Origin of the sequence: Nocardiopsis sp. NPDC006832, assembly GCF_040635885.1 — a bacterium.
Classification (GTDB): domain Bacteria; phylum Actinomycetota; class Actinomycetes; order Streptosporangiales; family Streptosporangiaceae; genus Nocardiopsis.
On sequence record NZ_JBEYLC010000030.1, the window covers coordinates 1 to 24,847 of the forward strand.

General features: G+C 68.9%; 21 protein-coding genes. 8 read left to right on the forward strand and 13 right to left on the reverse strand.

Annotated features, from left to right (window positions below):
- The 4 genes from ABZ717_RS15645 to ABZ717_RS15660 all read right to left on the reverse strand — a co-directional run.
- A partial coding sequence (locus ABZ717_RS15645; RefSeq protein ID WP_358510293.1) for an MBL fold metallo-hydrolase occupies positions 1-344 on the reverse strand: 344 nt, incomplete at its 3' end.
- 95 nt (positions 345-439) lie between these two features.
- Positions 440-1,435 (reverse strand): adenylate/guanylate cyclase domain-containing protein, encoded by a 996-nt coding sequence (locus tag ABZ717_RS15650; protein ID WP_358510296.1) that lies wholly within the window; start codon positions 1,433-1,435, stop codon positions 440-442.
- A gap of 131 nt (positions 1,436-1,566) precedes the next feature.
- Positions 1,567-2,088 carry a PH domain-containing protein gene (locus tag ABZ717_RS15655; protein ID WP_358510299.1) on the reverse strand — a complete coding sequence of 174 codons (522 nt, stop codon included), beginning with the start codon at positions 2,086-2,088 and terminating at the stop codon, positions 1,567-1,569.
- Positions 2,089-2,160: 72 nt separating this feature from the next.
- A complete protein-coding gene (locus ABZ717_RS15660) occupies positions 2,161-3,003 on the reverse strand; it encodes a biotin--[acetyl-CoA-carboxylase] ligase (RefSeq protein ID WP_358510302.1) in 843 nt (280 codons plus the stop codon).
- A 129-nt stretch (positions 3,004-3,132) separates the two neighbouring features.
- Here ABZ717_RS15660 and ABZ717_RS15665 point away from each other — a divergent pair, with 129 nt between their 5' ends.
- Positions 3,133-3,747, forward strand: a complete 615-nt coding sequence (locus ABZ717_RS15665) for a Uma2 family endonuclease (RefSeq protein WP_358510305.1) — start codon at positions 3,133-3,135, stop codon at positions 3,745-3,747.
- 59 nt (positions 3,748-3,806) lie between these two features.
- On the opposite strand, the gene ABZ717_RS15670 is transcribed toward ABZ717_RS15665, so the two are convergent.
- A complete protein-coding gene (locus ABZ717_RS15670) occupies positions 3,807-6,368 on the reverse strand; it encodes a phosphoenolpyruvate carboxylase (RefSeq protein ID WP_358510461.1) in 2,562 nt (853 codons plus the stop codon).
- A gap of 346 nt (positions 6,369-6,714) precedes the next feature.
- On the opposite strand from ABZ717_RS15670, the gene ABZ717_RS15675 reads away from it, so the two are divergent.
- From ABZ717_RS15675 to ABZ717_RS15695, 5 genes are all read left to right on the forward strand, one after another.
- Positions 6,715-8,325, forward strand: a complete 1,611-nt coding sequence (locus tag ABZ717_RS15675) for an acyl-CoA carboxylase subunit beta (protein WP_358510308.1) — start codon at positions 6,715-6,717, stop codon at positions 8,323-8,325.
- Positions 8,322-8,561 carry an acyl-CoA carboxylase subunit epsilon gene (locus ABZ717_RS15680; RefSeq protein WP_358510311.1) on the forward strand — a complete coding sequence of 80 codons (240 nt, stop codon included), beginning with the start codon at positions 8,322-8,324 and terminating at the stop codon, positions 8,559-8,561. The genes ABZ717_RS15675 and ABZ717_RS15680 overlap by 4 nt, the downstream gene beginning before the upstream one ends.
- An 88-nt stretch (positions 8,562-8,649) precedes the next feature.
- Positions 8,650-10,407, forward strand: a complete 1,758-nt coding sequence (locus tag ABZ717_RS15685; RefSeq protein ID WP_358510314.1) for a biotin carboxylase N-terminal domain-containing protein — start codon at positions 8,650-8,652, stop codon at positions 10,405-10,407.
- Positions 10,408-10,829: 422 nt separating this feature from the next.
- The gene (locus tag ABZ717_RS15690; RefSeq protein WP_358510317.1) at positions 10,830-12,269 is read left to right on the forward strand and encodes a dicarboxylate/amino acid:cation symporter; all 1,440 of its coding nucleotides are present in this window, start codon (positions 10,830-10,832) and stop codon (positions 12,267-12,269) included.
- 203 nt (positions 12,270-12,472) lie between these two features.
- The gene (locus ABZ717_RS15695) at positions 12,473-13,714 is read left to right on the forward strand and encodes a chemotaxis protein CheA (protein ID WP_358510464.1); all 1,242 of its coding nucleotides are present in this window, start codon (positions 12,473-12,475) and stop codon (positions 13,712-13,714) included.
- Positions 13,715-13,777: 63 nt separating this feature from the next.
- Here ABZ717_RS15695 and ABZ717_RS15700 read toward each other — a convergent pair whose 3' ends face one another.
- The 3 genes from ABZ717_RS15700 to ABZ717_RS15710 all read right to left on the reverse strand — a co-directional run bounded on the left by ABZ717_RS15700 (position 13,778) and on the right by ABZ717_RS15710 (position 16,256).
- Positions 13,778-14,422, reverse strand: coding sequence for an AAA family ATPase (locus tag ABZ717_RS15700; RefSeq protein ID WP_358510320.1), 645 nt, complete (start codon positions 14,420-14,422; stop codon positions 13,778-13,780).
- Positions 14,423-14,441: 19 nt separating this feature from the next.
- Positions 14,442-14,774, reverse strand: a complete 333-nt coding sequence (locus tag ABZ717_RS15705) for a zf-TFIIB domain-containing protein (protein WP_358510323.1) — start codon at positions 14,772-14,774, stop codon at positions 14,442-14,444.
- A 99-nt stretch (positions 14,775-14,873) separates the two neighbouring features.
- Positions 14,874-16,256, reverse strand: a complete 1,383-nt coding sequence (locus ABZ717_RS15710) for an NAD(P)H-quinone dehydrogenase (RefSeq protein WP_358510326.1) — start codon at positions 16,254-16,256, stop codon at positions 14,874-14,876.
- Between the two features lie 352 nt (positions 16,257-16,608).
- Here ABZ717_RS15710 and ABZ717_RS15715 point away from each other — a divergent pair, with 352 nt between their 5' ends.
- A complete protein-coding gene (locus tag ABZ717_RS15715; RefSeq protein WP_358510329.1) occupies positions 16,609-17,427 on the forward strand; it encodes a purine-nucleoside phosphorylase in 819 nt (272 codons plus the stop codon).
- Positions 17,428-17,904: 477 nt separating this feature from the next.
- Here ABZ717_RS15715 and ABZ717_RS15720 read toward each other — a convergent pair whose 3' ends face one another.
- From ABZ717_RS15720 to ABZ717_RS15740, 5 genes are all read right to left on the reverse strand, one after another.
- The gene (locus tag ABZ717_RS15720) at positions 17,905-18,552 is read right to left on the reverse strand and encodes a PH domain-containing protein (RefSeq protein WP_358510332.1); all 648 of its coding nucleotides are present in this window, start codon (positions 18,550-18,552) and stop codon (positions 17,905-17,907) included.
- Positions 18,552-19,649 carry an adenosine deaminase gene (locus ABZ717_RS15725; protein ID WP_358510335.1) on the reverse strand — a complete coding sequence of 366 codons (1,098 nt, stop codon included), beginning with the start codon at positions 19,647-19,649 and terminating at the stop codon, positions 18,552-18,554. The genes ABZ717_RS15720 and ABZ717_RS15725 overlap by 1 nt, the downstream gene beginning before the upstream one ends.
- A 90-nt stretch (positions 19,650-19,739) precedes the next feature.
- Entirely contained in the window at positions 19,740-20,975 is a 1,236-nt protein-coding gene (locus tag ABZ717_RS15730) for a M20 family metallopeptidase (protein WP_358510337.1), read from the reverse strand.
- 30 nt (positions 20,976-21,005) lie between these two features.
- Positions 21,006-22,178, reverse strand: coding sequence for a glutamate--cysteine ligase (locus ABZ717_RS15735; protein WP_358510340.1), 1,173 nt, complete (start codon positions 22,176-22,178; stop codon positions 21,006-21,008).
- Positions 22,179-22,314: 136 nt separating this feature from the next.
- Positions 22,315-23,448 carry a YhjD/YihY/BrkB family envelope integrity protein gene (locus ABZ717_RS15740; RefSeq protein WP_358510343.1) on the reverse strand — a complete coding sequence of 378 codons (1,134 nt, stop codon included), beginning with the start codon at positions 23,446-23,448 and terminating at the stop codon, positions 22,315-22,317.
- Between the two features lie 196 nt (positions 23,449-23,644).
- Here ABZ717_RS15740 and ABZ717_RS15745 point away from each other — a divergent pair, with 196 nt between their 5' ends.
- Entirely contained in the window at positions 23,645-24,766 is a 1,122-nt protein-coding gene (locus ABZ717_RS15745) for a galactokinase family protein (protein ID WP_358510346.1), read from the forward strand.
- The last annotated feature ends 81 nt before the right edge of the window (positions 24,767-24,847 follow it).

A 24,847-nucleotide genomic window follows, 5' to 3' on the forward strand; every position in this document is an offset into this window, starting at 1 on the left:
AGTACCTCGCCGTGCAACAACGGGGCGTCGGGTTCGCGGTAGGGGTACACCTGCTGCCAGAGCTCGGCGTCGTCGGGGTGCAGCAGGATCGGGGAATCGGTGAGGTCGGCCAAGGCCACCGCGGCATCGATGTGATCGTTGTGTCCATGGGTGCACACGATCGCCATGAGCTCGCGATCACCCAGACCTCGGGCTATTCGCTCGTGGTCGTGGGATGCGTCGATCACCACGGCGGTGTCGTCGTCGCCGACGATCCACACGTTGTTCTCGACATTGGACTCGGAACCTTCCAAACTGAAGATTCCCGAGGTACGTAGCCGCTGGACGGGCGACTGGGAACTCACAGGCTCACCACCTGAACGTCTTACGGGGCAGGAGCTTCGAGCCTATCGGGCGCGGTCCCCTCGCACACGCTGTTCGCGTCGACCTCCCCGGTGTGTCAAGGGTTCGGGGCGTCGAAGTCGCGACGCAGCGTGTAGGGCTGGATCAGGCCGAGGCCGTGCGCGTGTCGGGCCCTGACCTGCACCACCTGGATCCCCTCCACCCCTTCGAGGCTCTCGGCGAGGGCATCGTCGATGAGGACGGTCCCCGGCCGTGCGAAGGAGGTGAGCCGGCTGGATCGGTTGACCGTGGTGCCGAAGACGTCTCCGTGCAGGGTCAGCACCGGGCCGTAGGCCACACCCACCCGTACGTCGGGGACCTCCACGTGGGTCTTGACCCCCGAGGCCAGGCGCAGCGCGATGTCGGCCGCCTGGGTGGGCGAGTCCGCCACGAAGAGCACCTCGTCGCCGAGGGTCTTGACCACCCGTCCGCCCCCGGAGGCGACGATGTCGGCGGCGGTCGCCTCGAAGCCCTCCACCACACCGGCGAGCTCCATCTCGTCGAGCTCACGGCTGAGCGTGGTGAAGGAGACCAGGTCGGCGAAGCCCACGATCAGCGGGTAGTAGTTCGGGATGGCGTCGTTGCCGTTGGACATCACGGCCAGCGTGCGCGCCGTGGACGCGGCCAGTTGCCGACGCCAGATGTGCAGCAGCAGGCGTTCGACGTCCGGCAACAGCTCCTTGACCTGGTTCATCAGCGGGCTGTTGGCCGGGTCCTCCCCACCGTCCTTGAAGATGAGCGTGCTGAGGATGCTGGTCTGCCAGTCGGCCAGGCGGGCCATGGTCTGTCCCATCGCGCGGGCGAAACGGACCACTCCCTCCTCGTCGAGGACGCCCTCGTCCAGCAGGGAGTGAGCGATGCGCAGGGCCTCGACGTCGCTCTCGGTGAAGATGATCGTGTCGTCACCGAGGGTGGGAAAGCCCAGGGCACGCCAGACTCGGCCGGCGAGCTCGGGATCGGCTCCGGAGAGCTCGACCGCCTGTTCCCTGGTGTAGACCGCTTCACCACCGAGTAGGGCGGACTCGATCGCTTTCGGGTCAGGACGCGACGGCATACGTTCTCTTTCACGGGACCTTCCCCGCCTGGCGGGGAGCAATCACTATGGCACCGGCCCGGGGGCGCGGCCTTGGTTCCGGCTCCAGCCTACTCCCGAACCCCTCGGGGCCCGGGTGACGAAACCGCTGGTCAGACCGGTGGCCCGGCCGGGTAGTCCGGTCGCTGGGCCGAGTTGACCTGGCGGTAGATCTCCGACTGGAACCACTGGGGTCGGGGCACCCTCTGAAGGACCATGCCCTCCTGTTCGGACGCCGACTGAATGGACAACGTTCCGTACCGCATGATCCGTTCCCACAGGGAGATGTTGAACGAAACGTCGTTCACTCTGGTGAGCGGCATGTCGCGGCCCTGTTTGGAGATGATGCCGTCGCGCATCATGAGCCGCCGGTTGGTGAGGATGTAGACGGTGGTCGACCACTTGAGCATGGGGACGAACCAGAAGGCCAGCGCGGCGACGACCCCGACGGCCACCACGATGCCCCCGGCGATGAGGCTCCAGTCCTCACTCCAGGGGATGAAGAACAGCGCCGTACCCGCCACCGCGATGATGACGAACAGCATCACGAACTCACCCGCGAGGACGGTCCAGTGTTGCCGTGCGACGTAGACGAGTTCCTCGTCGTCGGAGAGATAACGGTCCGCGATAGCCATACCGGTGATAATGACACAAGCTTCCGCGCCACGGGAGACGCCGAATGGTCCCTGTGGACAACTCTCCGTGACCTAATCGCCGGGGCGCACGTGGACCACGTCGCCCACGTTCAGTGCCTTCTCCCCGGTCGGTCCGGCCACCACCAGCCTGGCCTGGTCGTCCACCCGGGCGGCGGTGCCCTCCAACAGGCGGTCTCCGGGCAGGTGGACCCGGACCGCGCGGCCCAGGGTGACGCACATGAGGCGATACTCGTCGGCCAGCCCACTGGCCTCTGCGTCCCCTGAGGCGTCGACCCAGGCGGTGTAGCGCTCCTCGAACGCGGCCAAGACGGCCCGCAGCAGTTCGTCGCGCCCCACTCCACCCGCGCCCTCGGCCCGTAGTGAGGTGGCGGTCTCCACGGGCAGCTCGGCCCGCCCCTGGGAGACGTTGAGGCCCATGCCCACCACCACCCCCATCCGGTCGGGGTCGGAGAAGTCGGCCTCGGCGAGGATCCCGGCGAGCTTGCCGTCCCGTTCCTCCCCCGGAACCAGGACGTCGTTGGGCCACTTCAGCGCGGCCGGCACCCCGCTCACCTCTCGCACGGCGACGACGGCGGCCACCCCCATCAACGGGGACACCCAACCCAGGCGTTCCGAGGGGACGGACGGCCGCACCAACAGCGAGAAGGTGAGGGCCACCCGCTCCGGGGTGGTGAACCCGCGCCCCAGTCGGCCCTTCCCCGCGGTCTGGTGCTCGGTCACCAGCACGGTCCCCTCGGGGGCCCCGTCCTTGGAGCGGATGGCCAGGTCGGTGTTGGTGGACCCGGCCTCGGGCACCACTTCCACACTCCGCCAGAGCCCCCCGGGACGCACGATGGCGTCGGTGAGAGCGGTCTGGTCCAGAGCGGGGATCTCGTCGCTGTGTTCGCCGGTCATAGCCCCATTACAGCAGCGCCGGAATCTCCGATGGAAACACCTTCGCCTCGTGAGGGCACAGGTTAGGCTGAAACCACCACATCGGTGATCGTGCGCCGCTACGTTCAGCTACTGGAGGTGTCGCGACACATGGCCATCGCGGAAGCGGAGTCGGAGAGCGCGGTCGACATGCCGTCTCACTGGGAAGTCGTGTTGCGTGCCTGGGAAGAGCTGGACCTGCCCGAAGGTTGGCGGGCCGAGATCATCGAAGGCGCGATCAGCATCATGACTCCCCCCAAGGACGAGCACGCACGCATCATCGCCTTGATCAACAAATGGATCATCAAGGAGATCCTGCGTGAAGGCAGTGCCATCGGTGAAGCCGAGGTACACCAGAACATCGATGTCCGGGTACCGATGCGCAGCGGTCTCTACATTCCCGATCTGGTCGTACTCCCCGGTTCCATCATGATGCGGAGCGCCGAGCACTCGGCCGAGGACGCGTTGCTGCTGGTCGAGGTGACCTCCCAGAGCACCGCGAAGATGGATCGTAAGCCCAAGCTCTGGGGTTACGCGCATGCCGGGGTGCCCTTGTACCTCTTGGTGGATCGCTGGGATCCGGACGGTGGTGGCGGCGAGATCACGCTCTTCTCCGATCCGGAGAACGGCCGCTACACGAGCATCACCAAGGTGCCCTTCGGCAAGGAGATCCACTTGCCCGAGCCCTTCGACCTCACTTTGGACACCGGCGAGTTCCCCCTCTGAGCGGCGCTCGGACCCCGTACCCATGAGGGGTGCGGGGCCCGAGGGCGTTCAGGTGCCGATCAGCCGGTGTTCTGGAGGCCGGCGGCCACGCCGTTGACGGACAGCAGGAGCAGCCGCTCCAGGTGCTGGCCGTCCTGTTCCGACAGGGAGTCCGCCTCCTCGCCGCGCAGCGCCTCAAGGGCCCGCAACTGTAGGTGGCTGAGCGCGTCCACGTACGGGTTGCGCAGATCCACGGCGCGGGACAGGATCGCGCGGTTCTCCAGCAGACGGCTATGCCCGGTCACTCGCAGGACGAGGCTTCGGGTCAGGTCGTACTCGGCCAGCACCTTCTCGGTGAGCTCGGGACGGCCGCCCAGCGCCAGGTACCGCTCCGCGATGGTGCGGTCGGTCTTGGCCAGGCTCATCTCCGCGTTGTCCAGCAACGACGCGAACATCGGCCACTCCCGGTAGGCGGCCTGGAGGGTGGGCAGGTCGTCGATGGCGGCCAGGCCGGTGCCGAGCCCGTACCAACCGGGCAGGTTGACGCGGGTCTGGGTCCAGGCGAACACCCACGGGATGGCCCGCAGGTCGTCCAGGCCCTTGGCCGCCCCACGCCGGGAGGGACGCGACCCGAGTCGCAGCTCTCCCAGTTCCTCCAACGGGCTCACCTGGGAGAACCACACCGCGAACTCCTCGGTGCCGATCAGCTCCAGGTAGGCGTCCTGGGCTGCGGTGGCGATGGTGTCGGCGTGGGGACGGAAACGCTCGGCGGCGGCGCGTTCGCGTTCCTGCACCTCGTCGGTGGAGGCCATCAGGACGGCGTGGCCGACCTGTTCGATGTGGCGACGGGCGATGGCGGACTGCCCGTAGCGGGCGAAGATGACCTCTCCCTGTTCGGTGACCTTGAACCGGCCGTCCACCGAGCCCGGGGCCTGGGCGAGCAGGGCGCGGCTGGCCGGGCCGCCGCCACGGCCCAGGGAACCGCCCCGACCGTGGAAGAGGGTCAGGCGTACGTCCTGCTCGCGGGCCCACGTGGCCAGTCGGGCCTGGGTGTCGTACAGGCGCAGGGTCGCGCTGACCGGGCCGACGTCCTTGGCGGAGTCGCTGTAGCCGAGCATGACCTCCAGACGACGGTCGTTGTCGACCAGCCGCTGCCGCACCTGGGGCAGGTCGAGCATGCCGGCCAGGACGTGGGGCGAGGCCTCCAGGTCGGCACCGGTCTCGAACAGCGGGATGACGTCCAGGACCGGCACCCGCTTGGGCGGCAGGGCATAGGTCGCCAGCTTGTACACGGCCTCGATGTCCTCGGCCGTACGGGTGAAGCTGACGATGTAGCGACGGCAGGCCTCCACACCGAAGCGCTCCTGGATCCAGGAGATGGTGCGCAGGGTGGCCAGCACCTCCTCGGTGCGTTCGGAGAGCGTGCCGCCCGCCTCCAGTTCGGCGAGCGCGGCCGCGTGCACCTCGCTGTGCTGACGGATCTCCAGTTCGGCCAGGTGGAAACCGAAGGTCTCGGCCTGCCACACCACGTGCTGGAGTTCGCCGTAGGCCTGTCGTACGGCCCCGGCGGCGACCAGGGATTCCTGCACCAGGCGCAGGTCGGCGAGGAACGCTTCGGCGCCGGGGTAGGCGAGGTCGGCGTCGCGTTCGCGCGTGGCACGCAGCCGTGCGGTGGCCAGGAGCAGCAACTGGCGGTGGGGTTCGTTGGGCGAACGCTTCTCGACCTCGGCCATCAGCGACGGGTAGGCGGCCTTGGCCTCGGCGAGGGTGTCGAGCAGGCCCCGGTCGGCGGGGGTGAGGTTGGAGTAGACGGTGAGGGTGCGTCCCACCTGTTCGCAGGCCTTCTCCAGGGCACGGAGGACGTGTTCGGACTGGATGGTGATGGCTTCCCGGGTCACCTCGTGGGTGACGAACGGGTTGCCGTCACGGTCGCCGCCGATCCAGCTGCCGTAACGAACGAAGGGGGTGGCCCGGGGTGCGCGGGTGCCGGTGCCCTCGGGGTCGATGGCGGCGTCCAGGGTCCGATACACCTGCGGGATGGTGGAGAAGATCGTCTCGTCGAAGGCGGCCAGGGCGGTGCGCACCTCGTCCAGCGGGTCGAGCTTGGTGTAGCGAAGCTGCGAGGTGCGCCAGAGAAGGTCGATCTCCTCCAGAAGGCGACGGTGCGCCTCGCCCGCCGCGGTGCTGCCCTCGTGGGCGCCGTGCCAGGCGTCCAGTTCGGAGCTGACCCGCAGGATGGAGGTGGACACGGCGCGGCGTCGCGCCTCGGTGGGATGGGCGGTGAGGACCGGGTGGAACTCCATGCCCGCGACCAGCTCGGCGAGCCGTTCCTCGCCGCCGTCGCCCGCACGGATGGCGCGCACCGCGGCGGCCAGGGACTCGTGGGGCGGGTTCGCGGCGTCGTCGCGCTCGCGCAGGGCGCGCATGCGCTGGTGTTCCTCCGCCAGGTTGGCGAGGTGGAAGTAGACCGTGAACGCGCGGGCGACCTGCTTGGCGCGTTCCAGCGGCCAGGCACCGACGATCGCGGTGATCTCCTCGGTGGTGACGGAGCCGTCGCGGGCCCCGATCACGGCGTGGCGGAGTTTCTCGACATCGGCGAGCAGTTCCTCACCGCCGCTTTCGGCGAGGACCGTTCCGAGCATCTCGCCGAGCAATTTGACGTCATTCCTGAGCTGCTCGGGTACTTCCTGCCGGGCACTGTCACGTTCTGCGCTAACCGCTGTCATGTGGCCGACGATACCGAGATCACCCCTGCACACACACGGTCGGGGGTGTGTTCGCGCTCGCTTTGCCATCGCGTTAACAATTGTGCCGAGGGCGGGCGAATTCACAGCGGCTCACGCATTTTTCGGTATATCGGACGGCTTTCCCGCCCTTCCCGGCCCGACGCGCCCTCCTGGCTCCGAGTCCACCCGGACCCCCCGACCCGACAAGTAAGCAAGGGGCACCTTCGGGCCCACGGGATCCCCGGAGCTACCCTGAGCAGTTATGGCCACCGAAGCCCCTGAACCGCTCTCCGCTTCCGAGATCGACATACACACGACCGCCGGCAAGCTCGCGGACCTGCAACGACGTAGGTACGAAGCCGTGCACGCCGGGTCCCGACGGGCTGTCGAAAAACAGCACGCGAAGGGCAAGATGACCGCGCGCGAGCGGATCGACGCACTGCTCGATCCCGGCTCGTTCGTGGAGTTCGACGCCCTGGCCCGCCACCGCTCGACCAACTTCGGGTTGGACGCCGACCGCCCCTACGGCGACGGCGTCGTGACCGGGCACGGAACCGTGGACGGGCGCCCGATCGCGGTGTTCAGCCAGGACGTCACCGTCTTCGGTGGGTCACTGGGCGAGGTCTACGGTGAGAAGATCTGTAAAGCCCTCGACCACGCCCTCACCAACGGGTGCCCCGTGGTGGGCATCAACGAGGGTGGCGGCGCCCGCATCCAGGAGGGTGTGGTCGCGCTCGGGCTGTACGCCGAGATCTTCAAGCGCAACACCCACGCCTCAGGGGTGATCCCGCAGATCTCCCTGATCATGGGGGCCACCGCGGGCGGACACGTGTACTCGCCGGCCCTGACCGACTTCGTGGTGATGGTCGACAAGACCTCCCAGATGTTCATCACCGGACCCGACGTGATCAAGACCGTCACCGGTGAGGACGTGTCCATGGAGGAGCTGGGCGGCGCCGCCACCCACTCCGGCACGTCGGGCGTGGCCCACTACATGGGCGCCGACGAACAAGACGCCATCGACTACGTCAAGACGCTCCTGTCGCACCTGCCGGACAACAACCTTGAGGACCCGCCGAGTCTGGCCCCCGAGGAGGACCTCGGTGAAGAGGTCACCGACGGCGACCTGGCCCTGGACACCTTCATCCCGGACTCGGCCAACCAGCCCTACGACATCAAGCGGGTCATCGAGGCCGTCCTGGACGACGGTGACTTCCTGGAGGTGCACGAGCGCTTCGCGACCAACATCGTGGTGGGCTACGGCCGGGTGGACGGACGGTCCGTCGGTATCGTCGCCAACCAGCCGATGAGCTTCGCGGGTTGTCTGAACATCGACGCCTCCGAGAAGGCCGCCCGGTTCGTACGCACCTGTGACGCCTTCAACGTCCCGGTGTTGACCTTCGTGGACGTGCCCGGCTTCCTGCCCGGCACCGACCAGGAATGGGACGGCATCATCCGTCGTGGCGCCAAGCTCCTGTACGCCTACGCCGAGGCCACGGTCCCCCTGATCACGGTGATCACCCGCAAGGCCTTCGGCGGCGCCTACGACGTGATGGGCTCCAAGCACCTGGGCGCGGACATCAACCTGGCCTGGCCCACCGCGCAGATCGCGGTCATGGGCGCCCAGGGCGCGGTGAACATCCTGCACCGGCGCACCCTGGCCGGGGCCGAGGACGTCGAGGCCGAGCGGACCCGTCTGGTCGGCGAGTACGAGGACACCCTGTTGAACCCGTACGCGGCGGCCGAGCGCGGCTACGTCGACGGAGTCATCATGCCCTCCGAGACGCGGACCCAGATCGCCAAGGCGCTCAAGGCGCTGCGCAACAAGCGCAAGCAGCTTCCGCCCAAGAAGCACGGGAACATTCCGCTGTGAGCGCGCCGAACCCGTCATCGGACAGACCACCGCACCTGGTCGTGGTGCGCGGTGAACCCTCCGCCGAGGAGCTCGCCGCGCTCACGGCCGTGCTCACCGCCCGCGCGGCGGCGGCCCGTGCCGCGGCCGAGAAGGGCGAACCCGCGCGGTCCACGTCCGGATGGCGCGACCGATCACGCGGTATGCGTACCCCCTTGCGCCCCGGCCCCGGCGCCTGGCGCATGAGCACGAGATGAGCTTTGCCGTGCTCCTTCGTTCCCTAGACTCTTCGTTGAGCGGTCGGCGCGTGATCCGCTCCGCGCCCCAGCTGGAGGTTTTCCCATCGTGCGCAAAGTACTGATCGCCAATCGTGGTGAGATCGCCGTACGCATCGCCCGCGCCTGCCGTGACGCCGGCATCGAGAGCGTGGCCGTCTACGCCGAACCCGACCTGGACGCCCTGCACGTCAAGATCGCCGACCAGGCCCACTCGTTGGGCGGGTCCACCCCGGCCGACTCCTACCTGGCCATCGACAAACTCCTGGCCATCGCCGCCACCGCCGGCGCCGACGCCGTGCACCCCGGATACGGGTTCCTGGCCGAGAACGCCGAGTTCGCCCAGGCCGTCATCGACGCCGGCCTGACCTGGATCGGTCCGCCCCCGGCGGCGATCACCGCGCTGGGCGACAAGGTCCAGGCCCGCCACATCGCGCAGAAGGTCGGCGCCCCTCTGGTGGCCGGCACCCCCGACCCGGTCACCTCGGCCGAGGAGGTCGTGGCCTTCGCCCGAGAGCACGGGCTGCCGATCGCGATCAAGGCCGCCTTCGGCGGTGGCGGGCGCGGACTGAAGGTGGCCTACACCCTGGAAGAGGTCCCCGACGCCTACGAGTCGGCCGTGCGCGAGGCGGTGACGGCGTTCGGGCGTGGTGAGTGCTTCGTGGAGCGCTACCTGGACAAGCCCCGGCACGTGGAGACCCAGTGTCTGGCCGACGCCCACGGCAACGTCGTGGTGGTCTCCACCCGCGACTGCTCGCTGCAGCGCCGCCACCAGAAACTGGTGGAGGAGGCCCCCGCGCCGTTCCTCGATCAGGATCAGATGGAACGCCTGTACGCCTCCTCCAAGGCCATCCTCAAGGAGGCCGGGTACGTGGGCGCGGGCACCTGTGAGTTCCTGGTCGGTGTCGACGGCACCATCTCCTTCCTGGAGGTCAACACCCGTCTGCAGGTCGAGCACCCCGTCACCGAAGAGGTGACCGGTATCGACCTGGTGCGGGAGATGTTCCGCGTCGCCGACGGCGAGGAACTGGGTTATGACGACCCGGCCGTGCGCGGCCACTCCTTGGAGTTTCGGATCAACGCCGAGGACCCGGGCCGGGGCTTCATGCCGGCCCCGGGCACCATCACCGAGCTGTCCCTGCCCACCGGCCCGGGGGTGCGGGTGGACACCGGTTGCGAGGCCGGGTTCACCGTCCCGCAGGCCTTCGACTCGATGGTGGCCAAGCTGATCGTGACCGGCCGCACCCGCGCCGAGGCGTTGCAGCGCTCCAGGCGGGCGTTGGCCGAGTTCACCGTCGGTGGGATGCCCACCGTGATCCCCTTCCACCAGGCCGTGGTGACCGACGAGGCGTTCGCCCCCGCCGACCCCGACCAGGAGTTCGGGGTCTACACCCGCTGGATCGAGACCGAGTTCGAGAACACGATCACCCCGTGGGAGGGCGAGGCGGGTTCCGCCGAGCCGGCCGAGCGGGAGACCGTGACCGTGGAGGTCGGCGGTAAGCGCGTGGAGGTGGTCCTGCCCGCTTCCCTGGGCGTGGCCGCCGCCCCCGCCACCGATGGCAGGAGGAAGCGCGCCCCCCGTAAGGGCGGCGGCGCGGCGGTGGTCAGTGGTGACGCGTTGGTCTCACCGATGCAGGGCACCGTGGTCAAGGTCGTGGCCGAGGAGGGCGCCCAGGTCGCCGAGGGTGACACGGTGGTGGTCATCGAGGCCATGAAGATGGAGCAGCCGTTGAGCGCGCACAAGGCCGGTGCGGTGACCGGGTTGAAGGTCGCCCCGGGCGAGACCGTGGGCAACGGCGCCATCATCTGCGAGATCAAGGACGCCTGAGCGTCGGTTCGTTCCAGGGGCGTCGCGGGCGGGTCCCGCGGCGCCCCTGCGCCGTCCGGGCCCTTCGGGGTGATCCTCATCGCCCTCGAAAGCGGGAAGATCCAGCACAGCAAGGCTTCCGGGTCGAGGTGCGACAGAAATCGTTCGAGGGCGTATGGAAAACATAAGGAAACCGGACTAGTGTTCTCGATCGTGACGAACATCTGGGGACTGACACGAAGGTGGCACATCGACCTGTGCCGCTTCGCCAGCCACGCGTGTAGCTAGGTCCACGCGCGCCCGTCCGGGCTGCGCGCCGCCACGCCTTCCCCGTCGTCACCATCCTTTCCGGTGACACCCACCCGTTTCCCCTAGCCGGAGTCCTCGTACGCCCGCACACCGTGGCGTGCCCTCGTTCCGGCATCTCGCTTGGAGCCACTTCCGTGTCCACTCAGACCGACCAGGTCAAGCAGAGGCGGCGCTTTCCGCTTCCGTCCTTCGGAGTCCAGGTCCTCCTCGGCCTCGTCCTCGGCCTCGCCCTCGGTGTGGTCGCCCTCCAGATCGGACCGGTGGGCGACGGTGAGCCGAACTGGCTCGCCACCACCCTGGAGACCATCGGCAGCACCTTCGTCACCCTGCTGCGCACGATCGTGCCGCCGCTGATCGTCCTCGCCGTCATCTCCTCCATCGCCAACCTGCGCAACGTCACCAACGCCGCGCGTCTGGCCTGGAAGACCCTTCTGTGGTTCGCGATCACCGCGCTGGTCTCGGTCGCCATCGCCATCGCCCTCGGGCTGGCGATCCGTCCCGGCCTCAACAGCGCCGTGGACGACTCCAACCTGGCCGAACCGTCCAGCCACGGTTCCTGGCTCGCGTTCATCGAGAGCCTGGTGCCGGCCAACTTCCTGGGTCTGGCCGCCGAGACCAACGCCGACGACCTGAGCACCTCCCTCAGCTTCAACGCCCTGCAGCTGATCGTCATCGCGGTCGTGCTGGGCATCGCCGCCATCAAGGTCGGCAAGCCGGCCGAGCCCTTCATCAACTTCACCGAGTCGACCCTGCAGGTCGTGCTCAAGGCGCTGTGGTGGGTCATCCGCCTGGCCCCGATCGGCACCGTGGGTCTGCTGGGCAACGCCGTCTACAGCTACGGCTGGACCACCATCGGCGCACTCGGCAAGTTCACGATCACCATCTACGTCGGCCTGGCGCTGGTGCTGTTCGTCGTCTACCCGCTGGTCGCCCTGGTCAACGGGCTCTCGCCCGCCAAGTACTTCTCCGGGGTGTGGCCCGCGGTCCAGCTGGGCTTCGTGTCCCGCTCCTCGATGGGCACCATGCCCGTCACCCAGCGGGTCACCGAGCAGAACCTGGGCGTGCCCCGCTACTACTCGGCGTTCGCGGTGCCGTTCGGCGCGACCACCAAGATGGACGGTTGCGCCGCGATCTACCCGGCGATCTCGGCGATCTTCGTCGCCCAGTTCTTCGGGATCGATCTGGCGTTCACCGACTACCTGCTGATCGTGTTCGTCTCGGTCATCGGTTCGGCCGCGACCGCGGGCACCACCGGCGCCACGGTCATGCTCACCCTGACCCTGTCCACGGTGGGCCTGCCCCTGGAGGGCGTGGGTCTGCTGCTGGCCGTCGACCCGATCCTGGACATGGGGCGCACCGCGACCAACGTCGCCGGTCAGGCCCTGATCCCGGCCGTCGTCTCCAAGCGCGAGGGCATCCTCGACCTTGTCCGCTACAACGCCCCCCGGGGTTCCACCGGCTTCGTCCCGCTGGACGAGCCGGGCACCCTGTCCGCCGAGGAGCGGTCCGCCGAGGCGGAGGAGCGCGACCCCGAGGCCGAACGCGCCACCGCCGGTACGAGCGCGAAGAGCTAGCCCTCGCGCACGAACCGATCAAGAGGCCCGTCGGAAGTGTTCCGACGGGCCTCTTCGCGTCGGGTACCCGTGTGACCTGGCGACCTCGATGGAGAAACCGCGCACATCGGCCCGTCTTCGGGAACTGAGCGGGTCTCCTGTTCGTCACCGTGGATAAGGGAGGCGAGAGGAACGAAATGTCGCACCGCTTGGTAAGAACCACAGTGCTGACCGCCGGACTCGCGGCGGCGGTGATGACCGCGGCGGCGATGCCCGCCGCGGCCGACACCGAGATCGAGGCACCCACCACCCAGGAGATCGTCGAGGAGCTGGAGGGCGACGGTGTCTTCATCGACCCGTCCATCGAGCAGATCTCCACCGCCGACGAGGGAGCCCTGGAAGCCGCGGCAGAGGCCGCGGACTCCCCCGTCTACTACGTGATCCTGCCCTTCGAGGCCGCCACTTCCGAGGCCGGGGTCAACACGCTCATGGCCCCCGTCATGTCCGAGGTCGGTGACGGCGCCTACGGGATCCTGGGCGGTAGCGACCACTTCTACGTGACCTCCCCGAACCTGGACGACACCGAGGCGATCCGGGAGACCGCGCTCAACGATGGCGGCAACCAGATCGACACCCTCGCCGCGGTGCCACAGGCCGTGGAGACCACCGAGGCCCCGGCCGAGGCGCCCGGAGGTGGCGGTTCCGGTCTGGTGATGCTGGTCATCCTCGCACTGGTCGTCGCGGCCGGCGGCTGGTACGTGTACAAGAGCCGGCAAAAGCGCGAGGCCGAGAAGGCCAAGCAGCTCCAGGAGATCAAGCAGATGGCCACCGAGGACGTCGTACGCCTCGGCGAGGACGTCGCCCGACTGGAGATCGACCTCTCGGCGGTGGACGAAGCGACCCGCAACGACTACTCGCGGGCCATGGACTCCTACGACCAGGCCAAGTCGCTGCTGGACACCATCCAGGAGCCGGAGCAGATCAAGGCGGTCACCGGCGCTTTGGAGGACGGCCGGTACTACATGACGGCCACCCGGGCCCGGATGAACGGCGACCCGGTACCCGCGCGACGCGGCCCCTGCTTCTTCAACCCACAGCACGGCCCGTCCAGCGAGGACGTCACCTGGGCACCGCCCGGTGGCTCTCCCCGTTCGGTCACCGCGTGCCCCGTGTGCGCCCAGGCGGTGCGCACCGGAGGACAGCCGGACGTGCGCATGGTGGAGGTCGACGGTGACCGTCGTCCCTACTACGAAGCCGGTCCGGCCTACGCCCCCTACGCGGGCGGCTACTTCGGCATGAACATGATGATGGGCATGTTCACCGGCATGATGATGGGCTCCATGATGGGGTCGATGATGGGCGCCGGGATGATGGGCGCGGGCATGGAGGACGCCGGTGGCGACCTCGGTGGCGGCGACTTCGACGGCGGTGGCGACTTCGGGGACTTCGGCGGCTTCGACTTCTGACGCCTGACGACGAACGAGGGCCCCGGGAACGGTTCACACCGTCCCCGGGGCCCTTCGTCGTCATCATTCGGCGGGAACGAACGTCTCCGCCCGTTCGAGCACCCACCGGCGCACCGCCTCGGCGGTCTGCGCCGGGGGCGTACCCGTGGTGTCCAGCAGGGTCAGCGGCGCTTCGAGCCGGTCGGCCTCGGCCACCAGCCACTCCTGGTACTCCAGGGTCTCGTCGACACGTTCCCGGTCCCAGTCCCGCCAGGCCGGTCGGGACAGCAGCCGTCGGGTGAGGACCTGCGGGTCGCAGGTGAGCACCAGGTAGTGCACCCCGTCGAACAGGGCCCGCTCGGGCAGGTACTCCAACTCCGGTGGCGCCACCGTCCCGCACAGCACGACGGGCCGCCCGCTCTGTTGCACCATGGCGGCGGTACGCAGCCAGGTGGAACGGAACAGACGGTGGTCGTCGGCGGGGTCCCGTAGGCCGCCCACCCACAGCAGGTCCTGTTCGAGGACGACGAAACGGTCGCTCAACCCGGTCAGCAGGGCACGGGCCACGGTGGACTTCCCGGTCCCGCTGGGCCCGGCCACGCACAGCAACGGCAACCGCTGGAAGGGCCGGGTGTGCCCGCAGGAGGCACAACGCAGCAGATGCGGTCCCGCGCTCGTGTCCGGCTCGGGATCCCAATCGCCGCAGTGTCCGCAGATCAAGGGGTGCATGGTCGACTCACCACCCGGATCAGTCGAAGAGCTGTTCCAGGAAACCCTTGCGCCGACGGCGGTAGGGCCGGGGCGAGTCACGGTAGCCGCGGTATCCACGTGGGGAGTCCGGTCGGTAACCACCCGGAGAGTCGGGGTAGGCACCTCGGCCGCGGCTCGGGCTGTAGGGGTCCGGGGGCGGTGGCATGGTCGGAGCGGACGGCGTGATGCCGTAATGGCGCTCTTCGGCGGTGACGATGCGCTCCAGTTCACCCCGGTCGAGGAAGATGCCCTGACAACCGTCGCAGCGGTCGATATGGACGCCTTGACGGTCGAAGGTGCGCATTGGACTTTGGCATTTCGGGCAGATCACGCCCGAAGGCTAGGAGGATTCCCGTCAAAAACGGTTAAAGACCTGACCGGAACCCGCCGTGTGTCCTGCACAGATCCACACGGCGGGCGGGTTCCGCGGTTACTCGGGCGAGGCCAGCATGAGGGAGCGGGCCGCCTCGGTGACGCTGCCGGACAGCGACGGGTACACGGAGAAGGTGTGCGCGATGTCGTCCACGGTCAGGCGCTGCTGGACCGCTATCGACACACCCAGGATGAGCTCACTGGCGCGCGGGCCCACGATGACGCCGCCCAGGACGATGCCGGTGTGCTGACGACAGATGAGCTTGACGAAGCCCTCCTTGACCTGGGTCATCTTGGCGCGCGGGTTGGTGTTGAGCGGCAGGGTCACGATCCGGCCGTCCACCCGACCACTGCGGATGTCGTCCTCGCTGATGCCCACCGCGGCCAGTTCGGGGTGGGTGAACACGGTGGAGGCGACGGTGGACAGCTGGAGCGGGGCCACGGCCTCGCCCAGGGCGTGCCACATCGCGATGCGTCCCTGCATCGCGGCGACGGACGCCAGCATGTTCACGCCGGTGCAGTCACCGGCGGCGTAGACACCGGGGACGGTGGTGCGGGAGACCCGGTCCACCTCGACGAAGCCGCCGTCGCCAAGACCGACCCCGGCCTCCTGCAGGCCCAGTCCGTCGGTGTTGGGGATCATGCCGACGGTCATGAGGCAGTGGCTGCCGTCGACCGTGCGACCGTCGGAGAGGGTGACGCGTACGCCGTCCTCGGTGCGTACCACCGACTCGGCGCGGGTCTGGCTGAGGACCGTCATGCCACGGCGGGCGAAGACGCCCTCCAACACCTGGGCGGCGTCGGAGTCCTGGGTGGGCATGACCAGCTTGCGCGAGGAGACGAGGGTGACGTCGGAGCCCAGCGCCTGGTAAGCACTGGCGAACTCGGCCCCGGTGACACCGGAACCGACCACGATGAGCCGCTCGGGAAGTTCCTCCAGGTCGTAGAGGTGGCGCCACGTGAGGATGCGTTCCCCGTCCGGCACCGCGGTGGGCAGCTCACGGGGGTGGGCTCCCGTGGCCAGCAGGATGACGTCGGCGCGGATGCGCTGGTCGCCGACGGCCACGATGTGCGGGTCGACCAGGCGGGCCTCGCCGACCAGGACGTCGACCCCCTCCTTGACCAGGCGCGCTCGGGTGTCCTCGGACTGGGCCCGGGCCAGGCGCTTGATCCGACCGTTCACGTGCCGGATGTCGACCTCGACCGCCTGCTCGCCCTCCGCGACCTCGGGGATGTTGATGCCCAGGAACGACGACTCGCGTACATAGGTCGTACGGGTGGAGGTGGCGATGAGGCTCTTGGAGGGAACGCAGTCGGTGAGGACGCAGGCGCCGCCGATGCCGTCGCGTTCCACCACCGTCACGTCCGCGCCGAGCTGCGCTGCGACCAATGCCGCCTCGTAGCCCCCGGGCCCGCCACCGATGATCACGACCTTCGTCACGCTGCCTCACTCCCTCTGCCGGTGATGCGCCATGCCCGTTCCCGGTCCGGGTGGACATTCGGGCACGACAGGCCACCACTAGGATTTATCGCTTTCCTCCATTGTCGGCCATACGGACCGCCGAAAACCGCAGGCGCCCCGCACGTCACCGCCCCGCACGCAGGTGGCCCCTCGTGTCCGAACCCACGACCTGCCCGGATGCGACGAACACCACCCGTGGGCACCAGGGGAGTTCACCAACGGTGACCGATTCGTTCGCCTCCGTTCCGACTCAGAACGCCCACCAGGCCGACACCACCACAGAGCGTTGCGTTCCGGAGTTATGTGATGACCCAGCGATAGCATCCGACTTGTGAGTGAATCAGAGCAACGGACGACCGGTGACGCGAAGGCGCTGGCGACGGAGGCGGCCAAGGAGCTGCTCACCCGGGCCGGCGCCGACAGTTTCGACGCCCTGGTGGTGCTCGGCTCCGGCTGGACCGGAGCGGTCGACACCCTGGGTTCGGCGGACATCGAGTTCGACGCCGTCGAACTACCCGGGTTCGTCGAACCCACCGCCGAGGGACACAGCGGACGCGTCCGCAGCATGTGGGTGGGCGACAAGCGCGTGGTCGCGTTCATGGGGCGGGTGCACATGTACGAGGGGCACGACGCGATGACGGTCGCGCACGCCGTGCGCACCGGCATCGCCGCCGGCGCCGAGGTGGTCGTGCTCACCGGATCATCCGGTTCCCTGCGCACCGACTTCGCGCCCGGGCAACCGGTGATCCTGCGCGACCACATCAACCTGACCGCGCGGTCGCCCCTGGTGGGCCCCGACTTCGTGGACATGAGCGCGGCCTACAGCACGCGACTGCGCGAGATCGCCCGCGAAGTGGACGCGTCACTGCCCGAAGGCGTGTACGTGGCGACCTCGGGTCCGCAGCTACAGACCCCGGCCGAACTCAAGATCCTGCGTCAGGCGGGCGCGGACGTGGTGGGGCGGTCGATCGCCCTGGAGACCGTCGCGGCCGTGGAGATGGGCGCCGAGGTCCTCGGGTTGACCATCGTCAGCAACGACGCGGCCGGCGCGGTGTTCGAGCCGTTCGAGGAGGGGAGGGCGCTGGAGATCGTCGAGCGGCGCTCCCACCGCCTCGGCGAACTCATCAACCGCGTCCTGACCTCCTTCTGAACCCCGCCGAACACGAGACGCCGAACATGGGAAAGGCCCGGTCGTGACCGGGCCCTCTCGTTTCGCGCCTCATACCAGAGGTGGGATTCAGGGCACCTCCGACCGGAACCGACGTGGTCGGTACCGGCGTGGCGAGCGTACACCCCGAGGCCATGGGGTGGACGGTACCGACCTTGGTTCCGGTCGGAGGTGGTGCTTTCCCCGGTGTGCCGCCGCGCGGGATCCCCGCAGACCCCGTTGGACTCGCGACGAGCGACACCTCTTACTTCCCATTATTCGGTTGAACCGCGCGCGTGCCTTGGAAAGAAGGTCCGGGTGGGTGGCCATCCGCGCGAAGCCCGCCCACCCGGAACACTCTCCCTTAGGCATGCCTAACCTAACCAGAACTTCCAGGTGCGCGTCAACCCCGAATTCGGCGAAGACGGAACCCGGCCGCCCGCCGTGCGGGGACCGGGTTCGATCCGGGGAAAGCGTGACTCAGGTCAGCAGCAGGACCGCCACGAGCTGCACCACGGCGGCCACCCCGACCACGATCACCTCCAAGGGGACCATCGTCTGCGGTCGGTCCTCGGCGCCCAACGCGGCGGGGCCCTCCTCGGCGACCACCTTGATGGGTCCGGGCAGCGGACGCGCCTTGTACCGCTCGGCGTCCTGGCGCAGGTCCCGCGCGATCAGTTCCACCGGGCGCATCTTGGTGGGATCCTCGTCCTCGCCCGAATCCAGGTAGCCGGAGTCCCGGCGCAGGTTCTCCCGGACCTTGGCCCGCTTGGTCTCCCGCAGCGGCCAGGAACGGAACTCGCCCTCGGGCGTGTGCACCCGCAGCACGTCCACGACGTCCACCCACACCACGGACGCCCAGGGCACGAACGTCTCCCGCAACGGGTTGACCATCCTGATCCCCCGTGGGGTGGAGACCACCCGAGGGCGCAGCCAGGCCAGGTAGACGCACGCGACGGTCAGCAGCAGGACCGAACCGGCGATCCAGGCCATCCGGTCGCTGCCCCGCAGCACCAGGTCCACCAACAGCAGGGCCGCGATGACGATCCACACGATCGCCATCACCCGAGAGGAGGTGGAGGCGTGGGTGACGGTGGCGCCCCGGGCGCCGTCTCTACCCGATGTCATCAGTTCGTCGCCCACTTCAACTGCGCGAACCCCGGCTTGATGATCCCGTTGATCAGCGACAACCGCTCGTCGAAGGGCAGGAACGCCGACTTCATGGCGTTGACCGTGAACCACTGCAAGTCGTCCCAGCCGTAGCCGAACGCCTCGCTGAGCTTGGCGAACTCCTCCGACAGGGTGACGCCGCTCTGGAGCCGGTTGTCGGTGTTGACGGTGACCCGGAAGCGCAGGTCGCGCAGCAGCCCGATCGGGTGTTCGGCGATGGAATCGGCGGCACCGGTCTGGATGTTGGAGCTCGGGCACATCTCCAGCGGCACCCGCTTGTCCCGCACGTACTGGGCCAACCGGCCCAGGCGCGGGGCACCGTTCTCCTCGACGGTGATGTCGTCGATGATGCGCACGCCATGGCCGAGACGGTCACAGCCGCACCACTGGAGCGCCTCCCAGATGGAGGGCAACCCGAACGCCTCACCGGCGTGGATGGTGAAGTGGAAGTTCTCCCGACGCAGGTACTCGAACGCGTCCAGGTGTCGGGTGGGCGGGTTGCCGGCCTCCGCCCCCGCGATGTCGAAACCGGACACGCCCTGGTCGCGGTAGCGGACCGCCAACTCGGCGATCTCCGAGGAGCGCGCCGCGTGCCGCATCGCGGTCACCAGCTGCCCGGTGCGGATGTCGTTCCCGGCGTCGGCCGCACGCTTGCGCCCCAGGTCCAGCCCCTCCTGGACGGCCTCGACGACCTCCTCCAGGCTGAGCCCGGCCTCCAGGTGCTGTTCGGGAGCGTAGCGCTGCTCGGCGTAGACCACGCCGTCGGCGGCCAGGTCCTCGGCCGCCTCCGCGGCGACCCGCACCAGGGACTCACGGGTCTGCATGACCGCCGTGGTGTGGGCGAAGGTCTCCAGGTACCGCTCCAGCGAACCGGAGTCGGAGGCCTCCCGGAACCAGTGGCCCAGTTCCTCCGCGTCGTAGGTGGGCAGTCCCTTGTAGCCCGTCTCGCGGGCCAGTTCCACCACCGTGGACGGACGAAGACCGCCATCGAGGTGGTCGTGGAGGAGCACCTTCGGCGCCCTCCGGATCTGTTCGACAGTCAGTGGCTGATTCATCTCATCAGGATGCCACTGGGAGGTGAGCGCACCCGACGGGGCGGCACGAAGTTGCCGAGAATCCGGCAGAAGCCACCGATCGGGTACTGGTCAGGCGAGCGCCTCTCGGTCCGCGTGCACGCCCTCGCGGGTGATGTCCCACAGCGCGGTGAGCGCTGTGGTGACCATGAAGCGGGTGCCCACGCCGATGGCGCGCTCGTCGACGTCGAAGGTGCCCCGATGCAGATCGAGCATGGGACCGTCCCAGTCCGGGGAGTGGGTGCCCAGCCGGGCCAACGCACCGGGAGCGTGCTCCAGGTACCAGGCGAAGTCCTCCCCGCCCAGGCTCTGCGCGGTGGGGGCGACCGCGTCGGGGCCCAGTGCCAGGGTGACGGCCTCGCGCATGATGTCGACGCTGGTGGCCTCGTTGATGGTGGGCGGCACTCCACGACGGTAGGTGACCTCGGTGTCGGCTCCGTAGGCGGACGCCACCGACTCCACCAGCCCCTTGACGATGTCGGGGGCCTGGTGCCAGGCCTCGTCGTCCAGGCAGCGCACGGTGCCCTCGGCCACGGCGTCGTCGGGGATGACGTTGGGGGCCGAACCGGCGCTGATGCGGCCCCAGACCAGGCTGAACCCGGCCCGTGGGTCGATGCGTCGGGACAGCACCGCGGGAAGTTCGGTGACCACCTTGCCCAGGGCGTAGACCAGGTCGGAGGTCAGGTGCGGACGGGCGGTGTGGCCGCCCGGTCCGGACAGGCGGACCAGGAGTTGGTCACAGGCGGCGGTGATGCCACCCGTGCGCAGCCCCACCCTGCCGACCATCAGCCGGGGGTCGCAGTGCAGGGCGAAGACGCGCTGTACGTCCTCCATCCCGCCGGCGTTGACCACCTCCACCGCCCCGCCGGGCAGCTCCTCGGCGGGCTGGAAGAGGAGCCGCACTCGGCCGGGCAGCGCACCCGCACGGGCCTGCTGGGCGAGGAAGATCCCCGTGGCCAGCAGGACCGTGGTGTGCACGTCGTGTCCGCAGGCGTGCGCGGCGCCCGGGACGGTGGAGCGGTAGGGGACGTCCTTCTCGTCCGCCAGGGGGAGGGCGTCGATGTCGGCGCGAAGGGCGACCAGGGGGCCGGGGCCCTCACCGACGTCACAGATCAGACCGGTGCCCTGGGGCAGTTCCTTGGGTTCCAGACCGACCGCGCGAAGACGTTCGGCGAGACGACCCGTGGTGCGGTGCTCGGCGAACGCGAGCTCCGGGTGCATGTGCAGGTCCCGGCGGAAGCCCGTGAGCTCCCGTTCATGGCGCGCCAGAAAAGCGGTCAACTGTTCCGGCAGGTCACGTCCCCGCATGGAGGGTCCCCTCTATTACTTCACACGTCGTTATCGTGCGCCGGCTCCGTCACCGACGCCGACCGTGGCACGGGTGGGGTCCGCGTCGAACTCGCCGGCCAGCAGGTCCACGACGTCCTGGAGCGAGCCTCCCTGGGAGACGACCGCACGCTGGCGTTCGTAGGAGGCGCCCTTGTCCAGGATCTCGGAGATCAGGTCCAGGTCCTCCGCGCAGCCCAGGCGGGCGGCGACCGGGGTCAACTCGCGGACCAGCTCGTACAGGTCGTCCCGGATCGGGACGGTGGTTCCGTACGAGTCCGTGATGACACGAGCGTCGAGTCCGTAACGGGTGGCCCGCCACTTGTTGTCGTTCACCACCCAGGACGGCGGGCTGGGCAAGCCGTACCCGCGGTCGAGCTGGTGATCGAACAACTCCACCAGGCTCTGGGAGAGAGCGGCGGCCATTCCCACCTCGCGCAAGGTGGGAATCCCGTCGAACATCCGGATCTCGATGGTGCCGAAGTCCGGGTGCGGACGGATGTCCCACCACACTTCCTTGATAGAGGCGATGGTACCTGCCTTGAGAAGGGTTTCGAGGTATTCCTCGAAAGCCGGCCAACCAGGGAGGTTGGGCGGCGGACCGGAGGTGGGGAGGGCACCGAAGACAATGGACCGCGCGGAGGCCAGTCCCGTGTCATATCCACCCCAGAATGGGGACGAAGCACTCAAAGCAAGAAAATGAGGGATGTACTTCGTGAGCGCGTTCACGATCGGAATGGCCTTCTCCTGGCCGCGCACCCCGACGTGCACATGAACGCCACAGGTGAGGATGCGCCGGGCCAACCACTGCATCTGCTCCACCAGCTCGCCGTAGCGCTCGCCCGGACTGAGCGACTGGTCCTGCCAGTGGTCCATCGGATGCGTGCCCGAACACGTCAGGACGGCGCCACGGGGCTCCAGCACCTCACGCATCCGGCCGACGTTGCGGGCGAGGTCGCGCTTGGCCTCCTCCACCGTCTCGCAGATCCCCGTCACCACCTCGATCTGGGACTGCATGAGTTCGTGGCGCAGCGGGGGTACCGCCGCGTCGGCACTGAGGTCCGGGAGTTCCGCGAGGAGTTCCCGCGCCTCCTGACGCAGGTGGCGACTGTTCCGATCGACGATCTGGAGTTCCCACTCCACGCCTAACGTCGCACGTTCGGATGACTTGAATGCGATTCCCATCTGCCCTCCGCAAGGTGTGGACGACCCTTCGGCCGTCTCACCGCTCAGCCCGGCGCACCGATTCGACCGGGACACGGGAGGACTACCCACCGTAAGCGTCGCGCATACGGACTTCAGGGCCAATAAACGGAGGAAATCACCCGCCGGAACCCTTTTTCACGGGCTTCCCATCCCGCCCGCGTCGCATTACCGAAGCCACTCCGATCGCGGTGGCGCCCGCCCCCATCAGCGACAATCCGTAGGCGAGGGTCCGACGGGCCCATCGACGCTCGGCCAGTGCCTTCTCGCTCGGGCGCAGCACCGGGGTCGGTCGTGTCCAATCCACCCCGGTCTCGTCCGGGCTCGGCAGCGAACCCGTGTACGGCGGCGGTATCGGCAGCCAGGTCGCCGTCCACGCCGCGCTGAACATCACCACGCGCATGACCAGGTTGATCCAGACCAGCAACCCCACCAGGACCGCGAAGGACGCGTACACCGGGTTGGCGAGCGTTCCGGCCAGCAGCGTCGCCGCCAGGGTCTTGAGCACCTCAAACCCGACCGCGCCCAGCAGAGCGCCCCGCCACATCATCCGGGTCGGCCGCCCCGTCCCCGACAACAGCGTGAACACCAGCAGGAACAGGCAGGTGTTCACGGCGATGGCGATCACCAACGCCAGGGCCCGCAACAGGAGGTTGGCCGGCAACGACTCGTCCAGGTCCACCAGGGACAACAACCAGACCGTCGCGGTCTGCATGACGCTGGTGAAGGCCACGGTGAACAGCAACGCCATGCCGAGCCCGAGCATCACCAGCAGATCGCCCAGCTTGCGCAGCACGGCGTTGGGGCCCTGTTTGACGCTCTTCAGCCAGATCGAGTGCAGCGCCTCGCGCAACGCCGCGACCGAGTTCAGCCCCGCGTACAGCAGACCGAGCGCCCCGATCACACTCGCGCCCACACGGGCGTCCGCGATCTGATCCATGGGCAGCTGCCGGGACAACCCCGGCAGCACCTCGTCGAGCGCGCCCTCCAGGTAGTGGGTGAGCTCCACCTGGCGAGCCGCCAGGAAACCCACGACCGCGAAGGCCAACGCCAACAGCGGGAAGAAGGACAGGAACGCGAAGTAGGTGACAGCGCCGGCCAACTGGTTGCCGTTGCGGTCCGTGTAACGCTCGCCGGCCCGCACCAGGTGGTCGAAGGCCGGAGATCGGTGCCGCAACCCCCAGTAGGCGTCCATCGCCATGTTCCGGTAGCGACCGGCCATGTCCTTGGCCCGATCCAAGACGCCGGCCATCGTCCTCCCTGTGTCCTGCCGGGCCTCCGCCGGCGCTTTGGCGTGTTCGGGCGCCCGAACGGAAGACCCCGTGATCCCCGGTGGATTCGCAACCCTAGCCTTGCCCCGGCCGACAAGGGAAAACCCCCCGCCCGGGCGGTACCGAACGCACGGCAGACTTGGACCCTGGATCAGCGGAGGCGACGGAGGTCGGGACGTGGGTGTCACCGGGGCGCGGTTGCGCGCGGTGTTGGGCGCGGGCGAGGGCGGCCCGGTCGGGACGTGGCCGGAGGCCGCGCCCGGGCCCACCGCGCTGACGGCCGGGTTCGTGAAGTGGTTCGGTGTCGAACCCTCCGGGCTCTGGCGCGCGCCGGGACGTGTGGCGTTGATGGGCGAGCACAACGCCGCCGTCGGAGGGCCCGCCCTGTTCGTCGCCCTTCCGTGGGGGATCACCGCGGCGATCGACGTCTCCGACGACGGTCGCACGCGAACGGCGACGCCCAACGGCCCGCTGAGCGATCGGCACCGGGCCACGCGTGAGGTGGCGGCCGTCGCGGCCTCCGCGCGCGCCTGTGGCCGGCTGGGCGACGGTCAGGGGATCCGGGTGATGTTCGGCGCGGATCTACCCGCGCACGCCTCCCTCGGACACTCCGCGGCGCTGGGCGCCGCCGTGACCCTGGCGCTGGCGGACCTGTCCGGGTCCGACCCGACCGAGGAGGTACCGGTGTCCAGGCGCGTGTGCCTGGACGCCGAGGCCGGTCGGGTCGTCCGGGTGAACCAGGGCAGCGGCCGCACCGCGCTCTTCCCCTTCGACCTGGCCGCGGCCGACCTGCGCCTGATCGTCGTCGACACCGGCGCACTCCCCCGGCGCGACCTCAGGCCGGTCCGTGCCGCCGAACTGTCCCGGGCCCAGGAACTCCTGGGTCCGCTTCGGGCGATCCAGGACCTGCGGGCGACCCTGCGCAGGATCCAGAACCCCGTGCTGCGCGACCGGGTGGAGTTCGCCGTCACCGAGACCCACCGGCTCAACGCGGCGGTCGGACTGCTGCGGACCGACCGGTTCGGCGAGGTCGGTCCGATCCTGTCCTCGTCCCACCTGTCCCTGCGCAAGTTCGACCTGCCGCTGCCGGCGGTGGAGGTGGCCGTGGAGGCCGCCGCGCTCGCGGGCGCCCGCGGTGCCCGGATGACCGGCTGGGCGGGAACCTGCTTCGCCCTGGTCCCGTCCGATCGGGTGGCGGACGTCACCCACGGGGTGATCGAAGCGTTCCGCCGCAGAGGCCGTCCCGAACCCCGTGTACGGGTGGCCGTGCCTTCGGAGGGCGCTCGCAGGGTGGCCTGATCCCGATCTCCGGGAGAGGTCGCCCCCTCTTTCCACTCTTAACCGGGATCGAAGCGAACCGGAATACTCTGTCAGCGATCA